The organism is Vibrio sp. Vb1337 (assembly GCF_033338715.1).
GTDB classification, from domain to species: domain Bacteria; phylum Pseudomonadota; class Gammaproteobacteria; order Enterobacterales; family Vibrionaceae; genus Vibrio; species Vibrio alginolyticus.
This window is the reverse complement of the sequence record NZ_JAWOTD010000003.1, coordinates 258,071-280,217: the sequence shown is the minus strand read 5'-3', so window position 1 is coordinate 280,217 and position 22,147 is coordinate 258,071. Positions and strand designations below refer to the sequence as shown.

Genomic DNA, 22,147 nt, shown 5'->3' with positions numbered 1-22,147 from the left:
ATTAACCAAGGTTTCCTACCACATTGATTTGTTTGTTTTCTGGGATTTCGTTGTAAGACAATACTGCCAGCCCTTGTGTAAATGTACGAGCGTAACGCGCTAGAAGAGGGCGCAGCTGTGGCATAACGAGAAGGATCGGAGGTAGCCCCTGTTGCTTAAGCTGTTGTCTGATTAATGGCAAGTTTTGTTGGAACTGACCAAGAATGTTTGGCTCAATTGGGAAGCTATCTAGTGTTACCGTACCAGAAGATTGTGCTTGTTGCAGTGAAGTTAGTAGCATTTGTTCTAGCTCATCAGACAGTGCGTAGACATTTAACTCGTTCTTTTGTCCTGCAATTAAGTTAACAAGCGTACGCTTTAGTGCACAGCGCACATCAGATGCAAGTAGGATCGGGTCCTTTGTATTTTCCGCGGATTCCAACATTGTGTTGGCAATCGTGCGAATATCTTTTAGTGGCACTTGGTCCAATAAAAGCTGACGATATACTTTCAGCTGCTGCGCTGGATTAAGTGCTGCTGCTAATGCTTCTGCTAGTTTCGGGGCTTGTTGTGTCAAACGCTGGGTTATTGCTTCCACATCGTCGTGCGTAAACAATTCTGCAAGGTTTGTCTTCATGATTTTACTAATATGAGTGGCAATAACAGTGCCATCATCGACAACTTGGTAACCCATATTAAGTGCTTTTGCTTTATCTTGATGCTCAATCCATACAGCTGGCAACTGATAAGCAGGATCGCTACCCAAAATGCCATCTACCTCACCGTAAGTTTCGCCAACCGCTATCGCCATTAAACGCTCTGGTTCAATAAAGCCTTGCTCAATGACTTCGCCATTTAGAGAAATTGTGTATTGGTTTGGCTTGAGGCTCAGGTTGTCACGAATACGAACTTCAGGTAATAAAAAGCCAACTTGTTCAGAAAGGTTTCGACGCACACCGCGAATTCGTTGTGATAAAGGTGCCCCTTGTTCTTTGTTGACTAGATGGACGAGCCGGTAACCAAGCGCAAGTGATAATGTTTGGACGTGAGGAATATCATCCCATGTCAGCGGTGTATCATCGTCTTGCATTGCTTGTGAAAGTGCTTCGACCTCTTCAATCTGGGAGTCTTGCACTGGCTTCTTGGTTTGACGCCACCCTGCGAACGCTAATGCGCCAGCAAACGCAAAAAAGGCTAGGTGTGGCATACCCGGTACCATACCGATTACCGCCATAATACCTGCGACAGTAAATAGCGTTGCAGGAGTTGCCAGTAATTGCTTTTGCATGGTTTCCGACATGCCATTATCGCTATCATTAATTCGCGTAACGATAATCGCGGCAGCCGTTGCCAACAGTAGTGAAGGAATTTGAGCAACTAGACCATCACCGATTGTGAGTAGGGCATAAGTTTTAAAGGCGTCAGACGCAGCGAGTCCATGCTCGAAGACACCAATACTGATACCACCAATGATATTGATAAACAGAATCAACAAACCTGCGATGGCATCGCCACGCACAAACTTTGATGCACCATCCATCGAACCATGAAAATCGGCTTCGTTGGCGACTTCTTTACGGCGTAAGCGAGCCGTTTCCTGATCGATAAGGCCAGCGTTTAAGTCGGCATCAATTGCCATTTGTTTGCCTGGTAAAGCATCCAACGTAAAGCGGGCTGAAACCTCAGAAATACGTTCACCACCTTTGGTGATTACGACGAAGTTGATGATCATCAAGATGACGAACACCACCATACCAACGACGTAGTTACCGCCAATGACGACTTCACCGAATGCTTGAATGACCTTACCCGCTGCGTCACCACCATTATGTCCTTCTAGGAGTACAATTCGCGTAGAAGCCACGTTCAATGTGAGACGTAATAATGTTGCGACCAGCAAAATAGTTGGAAAAACAGAGAAATCTAATGGTCGCTTTGCGGTTGTGCTGACCAGCAATACTAGGATTGCTAAGACGATATTAAAGGTAAACAGCGCATCCAGTAGCAGAGGAGGCAAAGGAAGAATCACCATTGCTAATATCATTAGCAAGACGATTGGAATGCCAACGTAGCCTTTGGTTGATGTTTGAAGTTGTTTTAACCGGTTAAGCATACTTTCGTGTCCTTGGATAAACGCGGGTTAATCAGTGCTGCAAATGTTTTGGAATCGAAAAATGAGGTAAAGGAATTGGCTCTTTTCCCTCACCTTTACGAAAGGCTTTCAATTGCAAAACGTAAGTAAGAATATGTGCCACTGCGATGTACAGTTGGCTTGGGATTGCTTGTTCAATCGCCGTCGTGTGATAAATCGAACGGGTAAGTGGCGGGGAGTTAATGATTTCCACTTTGTTTTCTCGGGCGATACGTTGAATGTGCATAGCAGTTTCGTCTACGCCTTTTGCGACGACAAAGGGCGCGTCAGAAAGCGAAGGCTCGTATTTCAGTGCGACTGCGTAGTGCGTTGGGTTTGTGATGATCACGTCAGCCGTCGGCACCATTTTATCGATCTTACGGCGCGCAAACTGTTGCTGTATTTGACGAATACGTTGTTTTACTTCCGGACGACCTTCATTATTTTTAAATTCCTCTTTCAATTCTTGTTTCGTCATGCGGAGTTCTTTTAGGTGTTCCCAACGCTGATAAGGAATGTCGATAACCCCAAATAACAACAAGGCGAAGCCCATTAAGAGTAAGCCTTCAAACAGAATTGACATTACTAGAGAAAAACCTTGGCTGAGTGGGAGGTTTTGCATGCCAAGTAATGGCTGTAAGTGGTTGTCTAAATAGCCATATAAGATGCCGAAGATCACGGCTACTTTGAACGTCGACTTTAAGAGCTCAACCACTGAGCGGGTCGAAAAAATGCGCTTTATCCCGCTCAAAGGATTAATTTTGCTGAGCTTTGGCATCACGTTCGCGGGACGGAACATCCAGCCGCCTAGCACAAGGCTACTACCACAGGTCACGATAATAATGACGGTAAACAATGGTAATAGCATGTCGATGATGACTGCTAAACTTTGTCCCAATTGCTCGACAAGTTGTTTAGGATTTTCTAGGTCGGCTCGCGTCAGCATCATGTTGTAGCGAAAGATCCCCGACATGCTTTCCCAAATACTATTAAGCTGAGAGTAAAAGTAGAGCGCCACCGCTAGAAATATAACCGCAGTAGTAAACTCTTTCGCGCGAGGAATTTGTCCTTCCTGGCGGGCTTTCTTTACCTTCTGCGGTGAGGCTTTTTCAGTTTTGTCTTGAGAAGATTGATCGCTCATGCTCCCCCCAACATAAAGTTACTCAAGTGTCTAATGGTGTCGTGAACGAGCGCCGTGTAGCGACCAGGAACACCAGAAACTGAGATTAATACGCTGAATAGACCCAGCAGCATCGTCATAGGAAAACCTAACGCATAGACATTAAGTGATGGTGCGGCTCGGTTCATTACACCAAAACTGATGTTGGCTAGAAGCATGGAAACAATAGCGGGTAAAGCCAAAGCTAGTGAAGAGGCAAACATCCAACCGAAAATATTGACAACACCTTGCAGAGAAAGCGATGTGATACCAGATCCGACTGGCCAAACAACAAAGCTTTGAATCACGATATCTATGACGAGTAAGTGTCCTTCTAGCGCAAGAAACAACAAGGTTGAGAAAATCAGAAATATGCGTCCCAAAATGGCGACAGAAAGCCCGTTAATAGGATCATTCATCATCGCCATACCTAAGCCCATTTGCAGAGAAATCACCTGACCAAGCATGGTGAAAACGTTAAAGAGCATGTGCAAAATTAACCCAAACATTACCCCCCAAATAGCTTGCTCAAAAGCAAGGAACAGGGAAGTCATAGAGAATAATTCGACTTGTGGCATGGGTGGCATTAACGGTCCAGTAATGACAACGATCGAGAGGGCCAGTAAAGTACGAACCCAAACAGGAATAATTGCATCACCAAAGAAAGGCATTGAAATAAATACGGCTCCCACACGAAAAAACGGCCACCAGAGTTGACCGAGTATCGCCGAGAGCTCTGCAAATGTGATGGCCATTAGCCAATCATCCCTGGTATGTTGTGGAACAAGAAATCAAACAGTTCCATGATCTTACGGAGCATCCAGTGACCTGCAAAAATCACCATTAATAAGGTAACGAGCAAACGTGGCAAAAAGCTGAGTGTTTGCTCGTTGATTTGTGTGGCAGCCTGAAATACGGCGATACACAAACCGACAATTAAGCCTGGAACAACCAATACGGCAACCATCAAAATGATCAGCCATACTGCATCGGAAAATAACGTTACGGTTAGTTCTGGGGTCATAACTGCTCCTAGTTAACCGAAGCTGGCAGATAAGGTGCCAACTGTCATTGCCCAACCATCCACGAGTACAAATACCACCAACTTAAAGGGAAGTGAGACAATTAAAGGTGATAGCATCATCATACCCATTGCCATCAGGACACTGGCGACAACCAAGTCGATGACCAAAAACGGGATGAAAAGCATAAAACCAATTTGGAAGGCGGTTTTTAGTTCACTAATGACAAATGCAGGCAAGACAACGGCAAATGAAATATCCTCAACGTTTTGGTCGAGAGGCTCATTGGCAATACGTAACATTTGTTCAAGAGAGCTTTGGTGCGTCTGTGCCAGCATGAACTCTCTCACTGGTTTCTCTGCAACAGAGAAAGCCTGTATTAGCGTGATTTCGCCGTTGTCGTATGGCTGAAATGCATTTTCATAAATATCGCTCCAGACAGGGCGCATAATCAGTAACGTCAATGCGAGAGCGATCCCGACCAACACTCTGTTAGGTGGGCTTTGTTGAAGACCAAGAGCTTGGCGCAAAATCGCAAGGACAACGACAATTCGAGTAAAGCTCGTCGCCATCAAAATAAATGCTGGAAGAAAACTGAGCGCCGTCATCAACAACAGAATTTGCAGTTTAACGCTGTATTCTTGTTGTGTGTCGCCATCAGAAACGGACAAGATAGTTAAGCCGTTGTCAGCCGCCATTGTTGGGAAAGCAAACAAAAGTGACACCAATACCAAAAGAGGTAACCAACGGTGCCAAGCGCTCAGATTTTTCATTGTGATGCCTACCTAAGATTATTGACCAACGCCACTCAATGCAGAGTCATGTACATCGATCAGACGAAGTCCATACTTATCATTGACAACGACAACTTCAGCGTGGCCCATAAGAGAACCGTTTACTTTCACGTCTAAAGGCTCGCCATTGAGCTTTTCCAACTCGATAACCGTGCCTTCACCCGCTTTCATTAAGTCCCCAAGTGGGATCTCCTTACTCGCAACTTCCAGCGTGACTGTGACAGGAATGCTTTTGAAAAAGCTAAGGTCACGTTCCGCAGTGGCTGGTTCTTGTTGGAGCGTATCTTCGGCTTCAAAGTCTTCTAATTGAAAATCATCAAAGTTCAGTTCTTCTGCGTCGAATGCATTAGTTTCTAGCGCTTCGCTCATCGCTGCGGTTCCTTATCAGGGTTAAAGATCAAAACAAGTTGGCCGTCTTGCTCGGCAATACGACCTGTAAATAGAGATTGGTTGCCAATGCTTACTGGAACCGTGTTAAGAAGCTCAATAGGTAAAATATCGTTGGGTTGTAAGCCAACCACATCACTTAAAGGCATCTTCTTTTTACTTAGAACAACGTTCAGTCGAACGGGGGTCGTCTCTAAAGAACGACAGAAAGGTTGAAACAAATCGGTATCAGGCTGCAGTTCAAGCTGCTCGATTAGCGTTTGAATAAGATGACCATCTAGCTTGAGATGAATTGAGCCTTGATGATCGTCAAACGCAATGTTTAATTGAACGTTAATGCCAATACCTCTAGGGGTCTCATACTCACCCGTGTCCCACATTTCACCAGGAGCAAGCCAACCGATGATGATTCGACTGATGCGCTCTTGTAAACGTAAGTCACTGGCCGTCAGAGTAGCGGCTGAACGCTCTGCACTTGCACCATAAAATCTATCAGCCAACTTTATTAGCGTGTGGGGGTTACCATGGATGAATACCATGCCGCCTTCCTGATGTTGATAGGTCGACGTTTGCTCTTTGTCCATCTCAACCGATGTAAAGCGGTGCAAGTCTACTGAGGTTAAGCTAGCTTCCACTTTTCCTGTGCTGAGCCAATTTTGTAATTCAGTCGTAAGGTTTGAGCAAGATTCTGAAATTAAATTATCGAGCTTCTCACGAATGATATGAATAGGTTTGCCTAATAATTCTACATCAAGTAGTTGACTATCAGAAATAGGCTCGCTAACTCTATTTTCCATTTATATTTTACCGTGCGTTAACAATCGAAAGTGTTTTAACTTAATGGCGTGTAGTCTACACAGAAATTTTAATGATCTTTTAGCTCCAAACTCTAAGATTGTGACTTTAGTTCACATGTTGCTTTGTTCATATAGTCATAATCTTTTAATGAAATTTAAAAAGAGTTAGTTTTCTTTATAAATCGCTTAATAAATAAAATAACAATGTTGAGCGTTTTAGTTGTTATAGATTTTTTAAATTGCCTTTATGGCGTAACAACAACTTCAAATAAATAAATTATAAGATACTGTTTTTTATGCTTAAAGCTTCCGTTGGAGGCTAAGCGTGCTCTCTTGAGCGTTTTGTAACCAATTTTAATATTCAGAATAGGTAATTAAAATGATTAGCTATGCCAGTTCTCTCGGCTTGGTGGCATATTTAATTAAACGGTTTAAGTCATGGGAATGTAAGATATACATGAATCATGTCCGTTTGATAATTTGTAACACAATTATTGTTATCAGTTTTATTTTTTCAAAAGTGTCATATTCAGAAGAAGTCTTAACAATCCCTATGGACCTCTCTAAATGGACATATGAGGGAAATAAATTCAAATGCAACTTGTTGCAATCAAATAAAGACTATGGGAAGTTTTATTTCCTAGCGGAACCTAATAATAAGTTCTATTTTATTTCCGATATAGAATATGAAAACAATAAATGGAAAACGATTGCTTTAACAACTCAAAATGCTCCTTGGGGTGATGAGCTTTATAGAAAAGAATTTGGTTCCCTTGAATTTACTAAGCCGTCTCAGCGTTTCATCTTTAATAAAGGCGCTGAAGAATTCATGAATTCAATTGCTTCGGGTAGTTGGGTGACGCTGTCACTTAAAGGAAGTAATGCTTCCTCTGTTTCAGAGATTGTGATTCCTACTCTTCAAATTCAAAACGCATTGAAATCATTTAATGCGTGTCGCGCGCGATTGCCTAAATTGTCTTTTTCAGAGGCAAGGGATATGGCGCTCTCATTTGAGTTGGGTCAGAAGACGTTAAGTCGTGGACAGAAAGCAACACTAGAAGCGCTGTATAGCTATGTATCTGTGGATGATCGAGTGACCAAAATCCTCATCGACGGTCACACCGATAACGTTGGTTCAAGTTTAACGAACCTTTCTGTGTCACGTACTCGAGCAGAGCAAGTCACCAATGCTTTGATTGAGCTTGGGGTCGACGAGTCGATGATCGAAACACGAGCTCATGGTTCACGTTACCCAATTGCCAGCAATAACTCGGTTAATGGCCAAGCAAAAAACCGACGTGTCACCCTGCGTTTAGTGAGGGACAACGAGTATACGGCTACGAAACACCACCCAGATCTACAATCACAAAATCAACAAACGAAAGTTAAGGTTCAATGATGACGAAAACGAAAATTTTGTTGGTTGAGCCAAATGAAGCTCTTGCTCAACCAGTATTGGATGTGTTGCAAAATGCAGGTTACACCGCGAAACACACTCGTACTGGTCGAGGCGCTTTGCTTGAAGAGCGGGCAGAAATCACTTTAGTGAGCTCTACGCTGCCGGATATGTGTGTTCGTGAGTTTGTCGCGTGTCACCAAAAGCAGCGAAATTCGGGTGTTGTTATTGCGATTGTCGATCAAGAACAAGGCATCTTGGCTGCTGAGACGATGAAAGCGGGCGCTACTGATTATCTATTACGCCCATTTGAATCTAATCAGTTGGTTAATCTGCTTAAACGTGTTGAAGCGTTAGGTAAGCCAATGGCCAACATTGTTGCGGAGTCTTGGAGAAGCAAACAAGTTCTGCAATTGGCGCATCGTGCAGCATGTACTAACGCGAGTGTGCTTATTACAGGTGAATCGGGAACGGGTAAAGAAGTGCTGGCGCGATATGTGCATGAGCACTCTCCGCGTATCAATGGTCCATTTGTGGCGGTTAACTGTGCCGCCATTCCAGAGTCAATGTTAGAGGCTGTGCTATTCGGTCATGTAAAAGGCGCGTTCACCGGAGCGACAAATTCTCAAAGCGGTAAGTTTGAAGAAGCAAATGGCGGGACGATTCTGCTTGACGAGATTGGTGAAATGTCACCTGCGGTTCAAGCTAAATTGTTACGCGTCCTTCAAGAGCGTGAAGTAGAACGTGTTGGTAGCCATAAAGCCGTTCAGCTCGATATTCGTGTTATTGCGGCAACCAACAAAGACTTACGTGAGGAAGTTCAAAAAGGCACGTTCCGTGAAGATCTTTATTATCGATTAGATGTGCTGCCTCTGCACTGGCCGCCTTTGCGTGAAAGAAAAGAGGACATTCTACCGATTAGCCAATTCTTTATTGAAAAGTATCAAGATAGCAGCCGCTGTCACCTATCCCAAGATGCGATTAGTGCGCTGAGTCAGTATCACTGGCCGGGCAATATTCGTGAGTTGGAAAATGTCATTCAACGCGCTTTGGTCATGCGTCATGGTGATTACATTACAGCCCATGACCTGATGCTGCCTATTGAGCTTGTCGCGTCAGTTCCTACAGCAGAGCCAACTTCAAGTTTTGGTCATGTAGAAGCGAAGAAGCAAGCTGAATATCAGTTTATTTTGGAAAAGTTACGTCAGTTTGGTGGAAACCGAACGAAAACCGCAAACGCGCTTGGAGTCTCTACTCGAGCGCTACGCTACAAGCTCGCAGCAATGCGAGAACATGGTATTGATTTACAGTCGGCACTAGGCTCGGCTGCCTAATAGGAGAAAAAATAGATGGCAAGTCAACCTACTCATGCGGTCTCGGCAGAGCAACTTATGTTGTCAAAAATGCAGGCGATGCAGGCACAAGTGCAGCCGCCAGAGTTTATCGTGAGTGCAAATCCTTTAGATCAACAATCACTAAACGCACCTTTATCGTTCTCACAAGCGATGACAAATGTGTTGGATACAGTGAATCAACATCAATCAGTGGCTAGTCAAAAAATGACGGCCGTAGAAACAGGAAAAAGTGATGACCTAGTTGGTGCAATGGTCGCGAGCCAAAAAGCCAGCTTGTCCTTTAATGCTTTGATGCAAGTGCGCAACAAAGTCGTGACCTCATTTGAAGATATTATGAAGATGCCGGTGTAATTCATGTCAGAACTAACCCCCCAAGTCGCCGGAAACACAGCTATGGCTACCGGCACAGCACAGACATTTTCTACTGCCAACGGCATGGACGATGTGACAACGAAGCTGAAGCAAATCTGGTCTAGCAGTCAGAGAAACTTAGTGCTATCTGCGGTGTTAGCTGCGATTGTTGCAGCGATTATTGTGGTTGCACTATGGAGTTCCTCGCAGAGCTTTCGTCCGCTATATAGCCAGCAAGAGCGTTTTGATATCGGCGAAATTGTGTCGGTATTAGAAAGCGAAGGCGTAAGCTACCGCATGCAAGAGCAAAATGGACAAGTTCTTGTACCAGAAGGTGAGGTTGCGAAGGTACGCATGTTGCTTGCATCAAAAGGTGTTAAAGCTAAGCTGCCGACAGGTTTGGATTCGCTCAAGGAAGATAGCTCTCTTGGTACGAGCCAATTTATGGAAACGGCGCGTTATCGTCATGGTTTAGAAGGTGAGTTAGTACGTACTATCATGTCTTTGAACTCAGTAGCGAACGCGCGTGTTCATTTAGCAATACCTCGTCAAACTCTATTCGTCCGCCAAAACAGTGAGAATCCTTCAGCATCTGTCATGCTTGAGCTCAAACCTGGTGAAGACTTAAAGCCTGAACAAGTTGAAGCGATCATTAACCTAGTGGTCGGCAGTGTCACGGCAATGAAGCCAGAATTTGTTTCTGTCATTGACCAGTATGGCCGTCTTCTTAGTGCGGATGTCGCTTCTGCGGAAGCTGGTAAAGTAAATGCGAAATATCTTGAATACCAGAAGAGTGTTGAAAAACAGATCATCCAACGCGCAGCAGATATGCTTACGCCGATTGTGGGGCCGAGTAACTTCCGAGTACAAGTCGCTGCCGATCTGGACTTTAGCCAAGTTGAAGAAACACAAGAAATTTTGGATAACGCACCGGTTGTGCGTAATGAGCACACCATTCATAACAACTCGGTTGATCAAATTGCGTTGGGTGTTCCTGGTTCTCTAAGTAACCAACCGCCAGTGACAGGATCTGGTGAAGTGGAAACGAACGACAGCCAAAACACGAATGCGCGATCTGAAGTGAATCGTCAATATGCTGTAGGTAGTAGTGTTCGTCGTACTCAATACCAACAAGGCCAAATAGAAAAGCTTAGTGTCTCGGTTCTGTTGAACTCCAAAGCTTCGCCAGATGGTGTCGCGTGGAGTGAAGCCGATAAAGAGCAAATCTCAAACATGATCATGGATGCTGTTGGTATCTCTGCCACACGTGGTGACAGCTTAAGTTTAATGAGTTTCAACTTCACCCCAATTGAAATTGATGCTCCTCCTGCACTGCCGTGGTGGCAAGACCCTACAGTACAGCAGCCAATACGCTACGTTATTGGTGGCTTGTTGGGCTTGGCGATGATCTTCTTCGTACTGCGTCCATTAATCATGCACCTAACTGGCGTTGATAAACCTGTGCCTGAGCTAAATTTTGCTGAGCCTCAGGAAGAACCTGACTACGAAAACTTGCAAACGCGTGAAGAGCGCGAGCATGAAGAAGTACTTGACCGCCGCCTATCTGAAAAAGGCATCTCAGCCTCTTCAGGTTTAGATGTAAACAGCGACATGCTACCACCAGCAGGTTCGCCATTAGAAATTCAATTGAAACACCTACAGCTTATTGCTAATGAAGAGCCAGAGCGCGTAGCCGAAATACTGAAACAATGGGTAAACATCAATGAACACAGTTCTATCAAAGCAGACGCTTAGTTATGTTGAACAAACCGCGCTCGTGCTATTAGGCATGGGCGAGGATGCCGCAGCGAAGGTTTTGCAACACTTTAGCCGTGATGAAACCCAGCGTGTGACTCGTGCAATGGCGAAGTTAAATGGCATTAAGAGCGATTCTGCTCGTGGTGTTATTCAAACTTTCTTTGAAGATTTCCGTGAGCACAGCGGTATTCGAGGAGCCTCTAAGGAATACCTATCTAATACATTGCGCAAAGCGTTGGGTAACGATTTGGCAAAAGGGTTATTAAATACCTTATATGGCGATGAAATTCGCAACAATATGCAGCGCTTACAGTGGGTGGAAGCAGAAACTCTCGCTCGTTTCATTGTGAACGAGCACCCACAAATGCAAGCAATTTTTCTAGCGTATTTGCCAGCAGACAGCTCTTCAGCGGTATTGAAGCACTTGCCACAAGATTACCATGACGAAATCTTGTTCCGTATTGCTCAATTGCAAGATATCGATCATCAAGTTGCTGTTGATTTGCATGAACTCGTTGAGCGTTGCATCGAAAAAGTATCCGCAAGTCAAAGCACGCCGTTATCAGGTGTTAAGCAAGCTGCAGATATCATTAACCGCTTTGAAGGTGACCGTGGTTCATTGATGGAAATGCTGAAGTTGCATGATGAAGATGTTGTTAATGCAATCGAAGAAAACATGTTCGACTTTATGGTTCTTGGCCGACAACGCGAAGAAACTATGGACATGTTGGTGCAGCAGATTCCGCTAGAGTTGTGGGCAGTTGCGCTAAAAGGTTCCGATATTACCTTACAACAAGCTATTAAGCGTTCAATGCCGCAACGTATGGTGAAAGCGCTAGAAGATGACATGGACGCACGCGGCGCTGTTGCGTTAAGTCGAGTTCAAAAAGCACGTCAAGACATCATGCAAATGGTACGTGAGCTGGATGAATCTGGTGAAGTTCAGCTGCTTCTCTATGAAGAGCCAACGGTGGAGTAAGGTCATGCTAGAGATAAAATCAAGTACTATGCGATTGCCTCCGAGCGGGTATCGTTTACACCGTTTTCCGCCTTTAGCGCAACCTAAGACTATCGAAGACGAATTCGGGCTAGATAACCAAGGCTGGCAAGAACCTCAAATTGATATCCAACAGCAACTTGAAGAAGGTTTTCAACAAGGTTTGCAACAAGGACATGAGGAAGGCTTACGCCAAGGTATCGAACAGGGCAAGCAACAAGGTCTGTTGGAAGGCCAAAAAGAAGGTTTCCAAAAAGGCTTTGTTTCCGGTGAGCAGTCTGGAAAGCAAGGCTTTTTGGAGGCGGCGAAGCCTGTCAATGAACTTTTTCACGCCCTTTCTCGTTGGCAGGATGAAAAAGAGCAGCAACAACGTCATATGATTTGTGAACTGGTACAAAAGGTAGCTCAGCAAGTGATTCGTGCCGAGCTCACTTTAATGCCTCAGCAGATCCTAGCTTTGGTGGACGAGACATTGTCTGCCATGCCTGGTAAAGCGGAAACAGTAACTGTGCATTTAAATCCGCAAGATTTAGAGCGTATTACTCACATCAATGCTGATTTGCCGCAATCTTGGAAACTGGTCCCTAATACGGAGCTTCCTATTGGTGGCTGTCAGTTAGTGACTGATGACGCAGAAGCGGATGCGAGCTGCGACTCTCGTTTGGAAGCCTGTATGGACAATGTAAAGCAACACCTTTTGGATGAAGTCAGTATTCCACAGGTAGAGTCTGAGCATGAGTAATACCCTAAGCCATGAACTATTAAGTGAGCGTTTGAGCGAAGCCTTGGCTTCGCTTGATTCAATCCCTGTTGCTCGCGTAACAGGGCGATTGATAAAAGTAAACGGTTTAATGTTACAAGCCGTAGGGTGTCGGTTTAAGCTTGAGCAGCGTTGTCTCGTAGAAACCGCGGAAGGCGATATGATCGAAGCGCAAGTTGTGGGCTTTGAACACACTATTGCTTACCTCATGCCTATCCGCCGTTTAGGCGGTCTGTTTGCAGGTGCAAAAGTCATCCCTCTTGATGGTGACAGTACCGTGCAGCTAAGCTCTCAGTGGTTAGGACGCGTACTGAATGGTTTAGGTGAGCCGTTAGATGACGGGGCACCGCTTAAGGGGGGAGAGCGAGTTTCACTTGAACCAAAACCGATTAACCCACTGAAGCGACGCCCAGTTGATACACCACTCAACGTAGGCGTGCGTGCGATTAATGGACTATTGACGGTAGGCAAAGGCCAACGTATTGGTTTGATGGCTGGCAGTGGCGTCGGTAAAAGTGTGTTAATGGGGATGATCACCAAAAACACGGAGGCCGATGTAATTGTGGTCGGGCTTATCGGTGAGCGAGGCAGAGAAGTACGTGAGTTTATCGAGAGAAACTTAACCCCAGAAGCGCGCAAGAAAGCGATCATTATCGCGGCTCCTGCTGATGAATCCCCGCTAATGAGGTTAAGAGCGACACTACTTTGTCATCGCGTTTCAGAGTATTTCCGAGACCAAGGCAAAGACGTTCTACTTCTGATGGACTCTCTAACCCGATACGCCATGGCACAGCGCGAAATCGCTCTTTCGCTCGGTGAGCCTCCAGCTTCTCGTGGTTATCCGCCCTCAGTCTTCAGCGTGTTACCTCAACTCCTAGAGCGAGCGGGTAACAGTGAAAATCAACATGGTAGCTTAACGGCAATTTATACCGTATTGGCAGAAGGGGACGACCAACAAGATCCTGTCGTGGATTCCGCGCGCGCCATCTTAGATGGGCATGTCGTTTTATCGCGTCAACTGGCTGAGCAAGGGCATTATCCCGCGATAGATATCAACGCGTCTATTAGCCGTTGTATGAATACTTGTACGCAGGACGCACACAGCACGATTGCGAATAACTTCCGTCAAATGTACTCCAACTACCTTCAGGTTAAAGAGTTACTGCCATTAGGGGGTTATCAACCAGGACAAGATCCTGAGTTAGATCAATCTGTTGCTATGTATCCAAATTTGCGTGCATATCTACAACAAGCTGCCAACGAGTCTGTAGATTACCCAACCAGTTTGACCGAGCTCGCGCAGCTTTTTCAAAGTGCTTAATCAAATGGGAGTGACAAGGCTGAAATGAAATCCAAGTTAAAAGCCGTAGGCAAGTTACAGCAAATGGAAGAAAAACAGCGTGATCGTGTGGGTCAACAACTTGATGCCATGCGTCAGCGTCACTCCCATCTTTCAATGCAATTGGAACAGTTATCGGCGTTGAAAGGCCACGCTGGACAATCAACCCGAACCGGCCCGACGCTGACGAGCGCGGCTTTGATGAACTTTAATCGTGTTGACCAAATGCTACAAAGAATGCTTCGTCACCACGAGCAAGAGCAAGCCGTTATGCAAGCGGAATGTGCATCTGTACAGAAAACACTAGAACACAAGCACGCACGCGTTCAAGGGTTAGAAAAAGTGCTTGAGCGTTGGCGTACTAAGCAGAACTATGAAAAAGCGAAAAAAGAGCAAAAGATGATTGAAGACATCATTAACTCTCGCGTTAAGCGCAAGATATTATGATGTCTTGTTGACGCAACTAGGAGCGCGAATCATTTCTGCGGTGTCTTAGCCAACCAAACCAGCCTCCAAGCATGATCAACCCTGATCCGAGAGCACCGCCGCCGCTGCCGTTATCGTCAAAGCCCGACGTGTTAGTATCTTCTGGTTCAAAGCCGGAATCGCCTTCACTATGATAATCTTCTGTACTTGCTAAGAGGGCGTTATAACGAGTTTTCACTCCCGAACTGGTTTGGGCTTCAATCCACGTTGTATAATTTAGAACCTCAGTAAACACACTCGGAATCGCAGCAGATTCACAAACAGAAGAACCATAGCTCACAATACCGATTTGCTGATACATGCCATTATTGTCTTGATAAGTGAGGGGACCGCCTGAGTCACCGCGGCAGATACCAGTGTAGCTTCGCTCAGGAAATCCATTCGCACACAAACTTTCCTGAGCATTAAACCCTGTTACCAGCGAAGCGCATTGGGTGTCGGTAAGGGGTTTCACTTCTGCCCAGCGCAAATAGTTTGGCCCGTTTTCATCACTAGTCGAGGTCTGACCTAAACCGAATATCTGATAAACCGTCTTGCTGCTGTAGTCTCCAAAGTCTTGCGGTAAAGTGATGGATTGAACGTTATCGGTAATAGGGCGAGTCAATTCAAGGACAGCGATGTCATTAATCCATAAATCGCTAGGCACATAATCAGGATGAATCGTGATAGAGCGAACATCTTTGAATTCTTCAACAAACACGTCATTCATCGTAGGGTTTTTGACTAACACTCGTAGGTCGTTGATTGTCCAGCCGTCAGTAAAAACGCTTGGTTCTACGCAGTGAGCCGCAGTTAAAATGAAGCGGTCGTTTACAATGGTTCCCCCACAAATATTGGCAAACTGATTAGCGCCAGTTTTATGTAGAATAAGACGTGCAAAAAAAGGAAGTTGGTTTTGGGTAGCCTGCTGCCCCCCAATAATTGCCGTGGAGATCCCTTGTTCTGAAAGGCGGTTATCATTTTCTGCTTCTGCGGTCGCACTCAAAGATACTGCAAAACAGAGTGCGCTTAGCCATATTTGATACTGCTTCATAAACCATCCTTGGATGAAAAGTGCTCTTCTAACTTTATACTAGTTTTTCAGTGAATGTGCTTAACAAAAGTTTCTAGTAGTTGAATGATTGTTGTAGCCAAGATCGCAACAGATGAAACGATTCAAGCTTTAGCTTGTGTGGCGGGCATACAAAGTAAAGCTGTTGATGAGGATTAATGACGGGTTCACCCAGCTCGATTAGCTGACCATATTTGATGTCATCCTTCACAAACAAGCGATGAGTGACCAATAACCCCAAACGACGAGTTGTGGCCTGGACGGCTTGTATCGACATGTTAAAAGTGATTGGTTTTTTATTTTTAGGTCGCTGGATACCCGTCGCGTCCTGCCACACGTTCCAGTCGTTTTTTCTTCGCTCGTTAGTAACTTCAATGATGGGATACTGCTTTAAGAGTTGAGTGATGTTTGAGTCCTTTGTCTTCGCTATCAATTCAGGACTGCACACCAAAACCAGTTCATCTTCACTGAGCTTTTCGCAGTAGTAATCCTGCCATTCTTCGGGATTTCCATGCACCAAGGCCGCGTCGATACCTTCTTGTTCTAAATTGAATCTGCCAGACAGGTTTGATAAACGAACGTCTAATTGAGGAGCAAACCCTTGTAAATCTGACATTCGAGGAATCCACCAGTGAAGAGCCAACGAATTCACCATATTGAGCGTAACACGTTGCAAGTTCTGATCTTGGATGAGTGCTTCCGTTGCATCGACAATTTGCTCTAAAGCGGGTGCCACCTTCCTGTAATACTTTTTACCGTCCGCGTTGAGTTGAACTTGTCTGCCTATGCGATCAAATAGAGGCTTGTTGACTTGACTCTCCAGCGATTTAATTGCCTGACTTACGGCTGAGTGGCTCACACTTAATATCTGTGCTGCTTCTGTCATGCTGCCAGACTCAGCTACTGCAACAAATGCGTAGATGGACTTTAAGGGGACTAGTTTCCGCATAATTTAAAAACCGTAGCTGGTGATAGATAAGTTAAACTGTAAGTTTTTCTTACATCAATGGTTAATATTACTCGCTATTTACGATAAGTGATGTCTTTTAAAATGCTCCATATATTAAGGAGTATTGAATGAATGCTGTAAATAAATCTATCCTTTTCATGTTGATGTCTACGTTAAGCTTATCTGTTACTGGACTGTTAGCAAAGCAGTTGTCAGGCGAACTTTCCGTCACACTATTTAGCTTCTTACGTTTTTTGGTGCCTGCGCTTATCTTGCTTATCTTACTTCGTGTGAAAAACCTTACCTTTCCTAAAGCGGGTACGCTAAAGCCTATTTTATTGCGTGCTCTTTGTATCGGTTTGTCACAACTTTGCTTTATCGCGTCATTACAAACGTTAACGCTCGTTGAAGGGGTTGTGTTGTTTGCTACTGGCCCATTATTTATTCCCTTGGTTGAAAAGCTGTTCATGAGGGGGCGCATTCGTGTTTCAACATTGGCGGCTTTAGCAATGGCGTTCACTGGTGTGGTTATGTTGGCGGGCGGTGGAAGTGAGATTACTTGGCGAGCGGATTTATTGCTCGGCTTGGCTGGTGGACTCTTCAATTCTGGTTCTCAGCTTACGTTATATAAAGTGAGTAAAACAAATATGTCGCCGCTAGAAATCAACTTTTGGGCGTTTGGTTTTGCTGCCGTATTTCTGTTGCCGCTAACTTTGTTTAATGACTTCGACGCGTTACTTAATATGAGTGTTATGGCGCCTGAGATTTCTTCAAATACGCTGTGGATCGGTATGATGTCTCTGATGATCATTAACACCCAAGTTTTTCGCTCCAAAGCATATAAACTGGCAAGCAGTGGCTCTCAACTTGCGCCACTCATTTTTACTAACTTATTGTTCACTGCGGTTTGGCAGAGCCTGTTTTTTGAAGACCGAATGAGTCAAAGTCAAATTGTTGGGATGAGTTTAATAGTGCTCGCAATCATACTGAACACATGTTGGGTTCGCTTTACGGCGCATCGCAGTGGCGGTTTACAAGCGAGAACTTCTTAGTCTGTCGGAAAATGAAGGGGGCAGGTAGATAAATTGGTCGTGTGGTTTGATTTTTCCTGAGTATGGGCTAGCGTCAAGAAAGGTTCAGGGAGAGAAATCATGCTTACGCTAAATTATTACGTCGAAATTTCGGCGACACCGCAACGAGTGTGGGAAGTGCTAACCGATGTTGAGTTGTATAAACGTTGGGCACAAGCCTTTTCACCGCAGTCTCAATTTGAAGGAGCTTGGGAAGAAGGAGGTGGCATCACTTTTTTTGATCCAGATATGGGCGGGACAAGGGCGATCATAGATACGGTGCTACCGCTTCAAAAACTTGAATTTCATCATGTTGCCATTTTTAATCCGGATAATCGTCAACAACTCGATGCTGACCTAGCATCTAGGTGGATCGGATCGCGAGAGATCTACCAGATCGATACCAACAACGATCGTTTACTACTCAATGTTACCATTCATACTCACAATGACTTTGTTTCCATGTTTAATCACGGATGGGAAAAAGCCTTACCCTTGATAAAAGCCATTAGTGAAGAGCAAGCTTAGGGTTCTTGCTTATCTTGGGCTGACGATGCGTTGCCTGAAGGTATACAATAGCACGCAAGATAGCGCACCTTAGAGAGTGGATGATGGAATTTAAAGTTGATACCCATACACATACGTACGCCAGTGGTCACGCGTACAGTACCTTGATTGAAAATGCAAAGTTGGCAAAAGAGAACGGGCTGGATATGTTCTGCACGACCGATCACACAGAATCAATGCCGGGTGCGCCTCATTACTGGTTCTTCTCTAACCAGAAAATTCTGCCTCGCTTTCTTGAAGGCGTTGCGATTATTCGCGGCGTTGAATCTAACATTATGAATACCGAAGGCGACATTGATATTCCGCTGAGTGTAGACCGCAACTTAGATTGGGTGATCGCGAGTTTTCATGAACCCGTTTTTCGTCCTGCAAACAAGCAAACTCACACGGAAGCACTTGTTAATGTCATTCAGAGTGGTCGTATTGATGCGCTCGGTCATCTTGGTAATCCAAATTTCGACTTTGATTTTCAGACCGTTTTAGCGTGCGCGAAAGAGCACAATGTCGCGATTGAAATTAATAACACCACGCTGAAAGGCAACAGCCGAGTAGGCAGCGTAGACCGTTGCCACGAGATTGCACAAATCGGGAAAGATCTCGGTGTTTTCTTCACCACGGGCAGTGACGCGCATTTCTGTCACGATGTTGGTAATCTGGATTTGGTTGGAGAGTTAATGGACAAAGTGGGTATTGATAGCAAGAAAGTGATTACTCACACCGCTCAGCAGTTTTTGTCTTTCTTAGCTTTGAGAGGCCGTAAACCAATTGCAGAATATGACAGCATTCTCAACGCATAAACTTGATTACATTTAAGGTATGCACCCGACGCCAGATTGCTTTACACTGCGACCCGGAAATACTCAACTAAGCTAGTTTTTCGCCTCTTATGGCGTAGGTTATTTGGGTGAATAAAGCCGACACAGAATTCGGCACTATGAATGGAGAAGTGAAAAATGTTACGTCCTTTAGTCCTAGGGTGTGCGATTGCGTTTGGCTCAACATACGCAATGGCAGAAGCGGTTGATTTAAAACAAAACATGAAACAGATGAAGATGGAATTCAAACAGGCGGCGGAAGCGTCTGATGTTGAAACCATGAAATCTGCGATTGATAGCTTGCAAGCGATTGTTGAACAATCTAAGCGTGGTAATTACCCACCAGAGAAGTTTGATACTTACTTAGAAGGCTTTAACAAGCTGACGGTAACGCTAGATAAGATTGAAGCGGATCTTGATGCGGGCAAGCTACAAGAAGCAAAAGCTCAACTGCGTGAAATCGATAGTCTTCGTGAAGAGTACCACGACAAGCGCAATCCAAGCATTTGGAGCAAGTTGTTCGGCTAATTATCTACTGAGCGGAGCATTTGCTCGTGGCAGTGGGTTACGCGTTATCTCTAAGTAATGAATGAACACATTATCAGCCTGCCATTTCGGCGGGCTTTTTTGCGCCTGTCAATCGATGCATTCAAGAAAACCTGTGAGGTAGCAACCACTTATTGATACTGTTTTTTGAGCTATCACTCAAAATTGGTTACGCTGTGTGAAATTTGTTAAGTCACCGTTATGCGTAGATTAATTCCTTTTTACCGCTCGATGTTATTTGCTAGTGCTCTCAGTTGGGTGCTAGTGACGCTGATGCCTGTTATCAATGCTCATGGTAACAGCATGGGCGTGTGGGCGACGCTATGTACGCTTAACGGATTTGAGTTGGTCCAAATAGAAGAGGGCGACAATTCGGTCAGCCACAAAGGCAAGCCTTGTCCGTTTAGCCACTTCTCGACTTTTCATCACGATACACTTCCAACGACACCGATACTTTCAAGACAGAGCTTGGTGACTTCTGACAGCTACGCTTATTTGGCTCTAAGTGTGCGATTTGAAACACCAGTTCCTAGAGCGCCGCCAGTTTCCCTTTTCTCATAACAAAAACAATTACACGATACCCAAGTAACCTCGAGATGCTTGGTTCAGCGAGAATGACTTGGTTTGTAGACGCGGCGGCGATTTAAAGGTCTAGTGGGTCTAAATCAAGATATCGACAACAAAGTATACAAGCCAAGACAACTCGCCCTTCGGGGGCGTGTCATTGCTCCGATTGCTGCTTCAAACAACTTGGAAAGAGTTGTCTATTACACAGCGTTGTTTTCTTTGCACTCGAATCAATGACAACGCTCTGAATCCAGCATCTTGAAGTCACTTGGGTATATAGCCAACAACACTGCCACTTCGAGCAGTGGTACTCCCAAATCTAAGTCAATTAGCGCCGCATACGAATGTGTATGTGCAGGATGCGTTTGACTGAATTTGGGTGTTCAACAATGAAAAAAGGAAAATACACATGTTGAGAAACTCGGCAAAGCCTCAACTCAAGGAAGCCTCACGCTTAAAATCCATCTACTTTATGACGTGGCGATGGCACTTTTACGCAGGTTTGTTCGTCATTCCATTTATGCTCATGCTTTCCCTCACGGGGTTGGTGATGTTGTTTGATGACGAAATCGAATTGGCTCGATACGAAGCGACATTACAAGTTTCACCACAAGAGCAAATGGTTCCCGTCTCTGTACAATTAGAAACCGTAAAGCAGGCCTACCCCGATTTTAATGTCACTCAATTTGTACCTGCTAAAACGGCCGATATTGCCAACCGCTTCTCGATTCAAAACCAAGAAGGCAGCTCACTGATTGTTGCAGTAAATCCTTATACAGGAGACGTACAAGGCACCATTAATCGTGGTGATAGCATCTATGAACTGATGAACAGCATTCACGGTACGTTGCTCATCGGAGACTTAGGCGACCGTTTAATTGAAATCGCCGCCAGTTTAGGCATTTTACTGTTGGTGTCTGGTTTGTACCTGTGGTTACCAAGAGACAACGCAAGCCGTGCTGGCTTTTTGAAAATTCGTTTTGGCAGTGGAACTCGTATTTTGATGCGAGATCTGCATGCGAATTTAGGTGGTGTGCTATCAATTGTTCTGTTGTTCTTTTTGATTTCAGGTCTGTCTTGGGCTGGGATATGGGGCGCGAAAATGGTGCAAGCTTGGAATACCTTCCCAACCTATTACACATGGGGTGAGAAACCAGAGTCGACACTGACACACAAAGACCTGAATCATGGTGCATCAGAAGAGATGCCATGGAACTTAGAGCTTGCTGCTGTGCCTGAATCGAAAGACAAACCCGCTCATGATCATGCCAATATGAAGGAAGATATGGCATACGCAGGCAACCATGATGCGCTCTCCATTGATGATATTGTCCTCAAAGCTGAAATGATGGGCTTCACTGGCTATAAGCTGTTTTTGCCACGCTCTGAGACGGGCGTTTACACTGTTGCAGCTAACTCCATGGGTGGCGATATCTCCGACCCAAGACAAGATCGCACCAGCCACTTTGACCAGTATTCCGGTCGCTTGTTGGTGGATGTAACGTGGCAAGATTACAGTTTGTTTGCCAAGTTCATGGCGGCAGGTGTGTCATTGCACCAAGGCGATGTCAGTGTGCTTAACAAAGTGCTCAACGTAATGTTCTGTTTGGCGTTCATCTTAATCTCAATCACAGGTGTGGTGATGTGGTGGATTCGTAGACCAAGTCGCAGTGCCGCATTGGGGGCGCCACCTAAGTTCCAGCAAGACGGCATTTGGAAGCTTGGTTTAGTAACGTTGGTGGTATTGGGTCTGGCGTTTCCGATGGGCGGTTTGGCGATTGTTACGGTTCTCGCTCTGGATTGGCTGCTGTTTAACCGCGTTGAGAAGCTAAAAACGGCGTTGCGTTAGCAATACAGAAAAGAGTGGAATA

23 protein-coding genes are annotated in these 22,147 nt (G+C 44.9%); 14 read left to right on the top strand and 9 right to left on the bottom strand.

Annotated elements, in window-relative coordinates:
* Nucleotide 1 precedes the first annotated feature (1 nt).
* The 7 genes from flhA to R7E42_RS04975 are packed head-to-tail and all read right to left on the bottom strand — an operon-like array spanning nt 2 to nt 6,269.
* Nucleotides 2-2,092, bottom strand: coding sequence for a flagellar biosynthesis protein FlhA (flhA, locus tag R7E42_RS05005; RefSeq protein WP_005375024.1), 2,091 nt, complete (start codon nt 2,090-2,092; stop codon nt 2-4).
* Between the two features lie 31 nt (nt 2,093-2,123).
* Nucleotides 2,124-3,251: a flagellar biosynthesis protein FlhB gene (flhB, locus tag R7E42_RS05000; RefSeq protein WP_005375025.1), complete on the bottom strand. Its 1,128-nt coding sequence runs from the start codon at nt 3,249-3,251 to the stop codon at nt 2,124-2,126.
* The gene (fliR, locus tag R7E42_RS04995) at nt 3,248-4,024 is read right to left on the bottom strand and encodes a flagellar biosynthetic protein FliR (protein WP_005375027.1); all 777 of its coding nucleotides are present in this window, start codon (nt 4,022-4,024) and stop codon (nt 3,248-3,250) included. The genes flhB and fliR overlap by 4 nt, the downstream gene beginning before the upstream one ends.
* On the bottom strand, nt 4,024-4,293 hold the full coding sequence (gene fliQ / locus R7E42_RS04990; RefSeq protein WP_005375036.1) for a flagellar biosynthesis protein FliQ: 270 nt from the start codon (nt 4,291-4,293) through the stop codon (nt 4,024-4,026). The genes fliR and fliQ overlap by 1 nt, the downstream gene beginning before the upstream one ends.
* A gap of 12 nt (nt 4,294-4,305) precedes the next feature.
* Complete coding sequence (gene fliP / locus R7E42_RS04985; protein WP_005375037.1) at nt 4,306-5,064, bottom strand: flagellar type III secretion system pore protein FliP; 759 nt, start codon at nt 5,062-5,064, stop codon at nt 4,306-4,308.
* 18 nt (nt 5,065-5,082) lie between these two features.
* Nucleotides 5,083-5,454, bottom strand: coding sequence for a flagellar motor switch protein FliN (gene fliN, locus R7E42_RS04980; protein WP_005375038.1), 372 nt, complete (start codon nt 5,452-5,454; stop codon nt 5,083-5,085).
* On the bottom strand, nt 5,451-6,269 hold the full coding sequence (locus R7E42_RS04975) for a FliM/FliN family flagellar motor switch protein (protein ID WP_005375039.1): 819 nt from the start codon (nt 6,267-6,269) through the stop codon (nt 5,451-5,453). Before R7E42_RS04975 ends, fliN begins: the two co-directional genes overlap by 4 nt.
* A gap of 379 nt (nt 6,270-6,648) precedes the next feature.
* Here R7E42_RS04975 and R7E42_RS04970 point away from each other — a divergent pair, with 379 nt between their 5' ends.
* Genes R7E42_RS04970 through fliJ form a run of 8 tightly spaced genes read left to right on the top strand, consistent with a single transcriptional unit; the run spans nt 6,649 to nt 14,672 of the window.
* On the top strand, nt 6,649-7,668 hold the full coding sequence (locus R7E42_RS04970; RefSeq protein ID WP_213875861.1) for an OmpA family protein: 1,020 nt from the start codon (nt 6,649-6,651) through the stop codon (nt 7,666-7,668).
* The gene (locus R7E42_RS04965; protein ID WP_031778880.1) at nt 7,668-8,999 is read left to right on the top strand and encodes a sigma-54 interaction domain-containing protein; all 1,332 of its coding nucleotides are present in this window, start codon (nt 7,668-7,670) and stop codon (nt 8,997-8,999) included. The genes R7E42_RS04970 and R7E42_RS04965 overlap by 1 nt, the downstream gene beginning before the upstream one ends.
* A 15-nt stretch (nt 9,000-9,014) precedes the next feature.
* Complete coding sequence (gene fliE / locus R7E42_RS04960; protein WP_005375045.1) at nt 9,015-9,371, top strand: flagellar hook-basal body complex protein FliE; 357 nt, start codon at nt 9,015-9,017, stop codon at nt 9,369-9,371.
* A 3-nt stretch (nt 9,372-9,374) separates the two neighbouring features.
* Nucleotides 9,375-11,126: a flagellar basal-body MS-ring/collar protein FliF gene (fliF, locus tag R7E42_RS04955; RefSeq protein WP_005384024.1), complete on the top strand. Its 1,752-nt coding sequence runs from the start codon at nt 9,375-9,377 to the stop codon at nt 11,124-11,126.
* Nucleotides 11,095-12,108: a flagellar motor switch protein FliG gene (locus tag R7E42_RS04950; protein ID WP_005375048.1), complete on the top strand. Its 1,014-nt coding sequence runs from the start codon at nt 11,095-11,097 to the stop codon at nt 12,106-12,108. Before fliF ends, R7E42_RS04950 begins: the two co-directional genes overlap by 32 nt.
* A 4-nt stretch (nt 12,109-12,112) precedes the next feature.
* A complete protein-coding gene (gene fliH, locus R7E42_RS04945) occupies nt 12,113-12,868 on the top strand; it encodes a flagellar assembly protein FliH (protein WP_064354936.1) in 756 nt (251 codons plus the stop codon).
* On the top strand, nt 12,861-14,207 hold the full coding sequence (gene fliI / locus R7E42_RS04940; RefSeq protein WP_053350026.1) for a flagellar protein export ATPase FliI: 1,347 nt from the start codon (nt 12,861-12,863) through the stop codon (nt 14,205-14,207). The genes fliH and fliI overlap by 8 nt, the downstream gene beginning before the upstream one ends.
* 24 nt (nt 14,208-14,231) lie before the next feature.
* On the top strand, nt 14,232-14,672 hold the full coding sequence (fliJ, locus tag R7E42_RS04935; protein WP_005384016.1) for a flagellar export protein FliJ: 441 nt from the start codon (nt 14,232-14,234) through the stop codon (nt 14,670-14,672).
* 16 nt (nt 14,673-14,688) lie between these two features.
* Here fliJ and R7E42_RS04930 read toward each other — a convergent pair whose 3' ends face one another.
* Nucleotides 14,689-15,744 (bottom strand): S1 family peptidase, encoded by a 1,056-nt coding sequence (locus R7E42_RS04930; RefSeq protein WP_213866718.1) that lies wholly within the window; start codon nt 15,742-15,744, stop codon nt 14,689-14,691.
* Between the two features lie 73 nt (nt 15,745-15,817).
* On the bottom strand, nt 15,818-16,711 hold the full coding sequence (locus R7E42_RS04925) for a LysR substrate-binding domain-containing protein (RefSeq protein ID WP_053307935.1): 894 nt from the start codon (nt 16,709-16,711) through the stop codon (nt 15,818-15,820).
* A 128-nt stretch (nt 16,712-16,839) separates the two neighbouring features.
* Between R7E42_RS04925 and R7E42_RS04920 the strand changes: the two genes are divergently transcribed.
* From R7E42_RS04920 to R7E42_RS04895, 6 genes are all read left to right on the top strand, one after another.
* Nucleotides 16,840-17,763, top strand: a complete 924-nt coding sequence (locus tag R7E42_RS04920; RefSeq protein ID WP_053307934.1) for a DMT family transporter — start codon at nt 16,840-16,842, stop codon at nt 17,761-17,763.
* 99 nt (nt 17,764-17,862) lie between these two features.
* Entirely contained in the window at nt 17,863-18,309 is a 447-nt protein-coding gene (locus R7E42_RS04915; RefSeq protein ID WP_005375065.1) for an SRPBCC family protein, read from the top strand.
* Between the two features lie 83 nt (nt 18,310-18,392).
* Nucleotides 18,393-19,145, top strand: a complete 753-nt coding sequence (locus R7E42_RS04910; protein WP_318072395.1) for a phosphatase — start codon at nt 18,393-18,395, stop codon at nt 19,143-19,145.
* A 156-nt stretch (nt 19,146-19,301) separates the two neighbouring features.
* The gene (locus R7E42_RS04905; protein WP_021035869.1) at nt 19,302-19,691 is read left to right on the top strand and encodes a cytochrome b562; all 390 of its coding nucleotides are present in this window, start codon (nt 19,302-19,304) and stop codon (nt 19,689-19,691) included.
* A gap of 219 nt (nt 19,692-19,910) precedes the next feature.
* Nucleotides 19,911-20,270, top strand: a complete 360-nt coding sequence (locus R7E42_RS04900) for a hypothetical protein (protein ID WP_080276971.1) — start codon at nt 19,911-19,913, stop codon at nt 20,268-20,270.
* 415 nt (nt 20,271-20,685) lie between these two features.
* Nucleotides 20,686-22,125 (top strand): PepSY-associated TM helix domain-containing protein, encoded by a 1,440-nt coding sequence (locus R7E42_RS04895; RefSeq protein WP_132936282.1) that lies wholly within the window; start codon nt 20,686-20,688, stop codon nt 22,123-22,125.
* Nucleotides 22,126-22,147 lie beyond the last annotated feature (22 nt).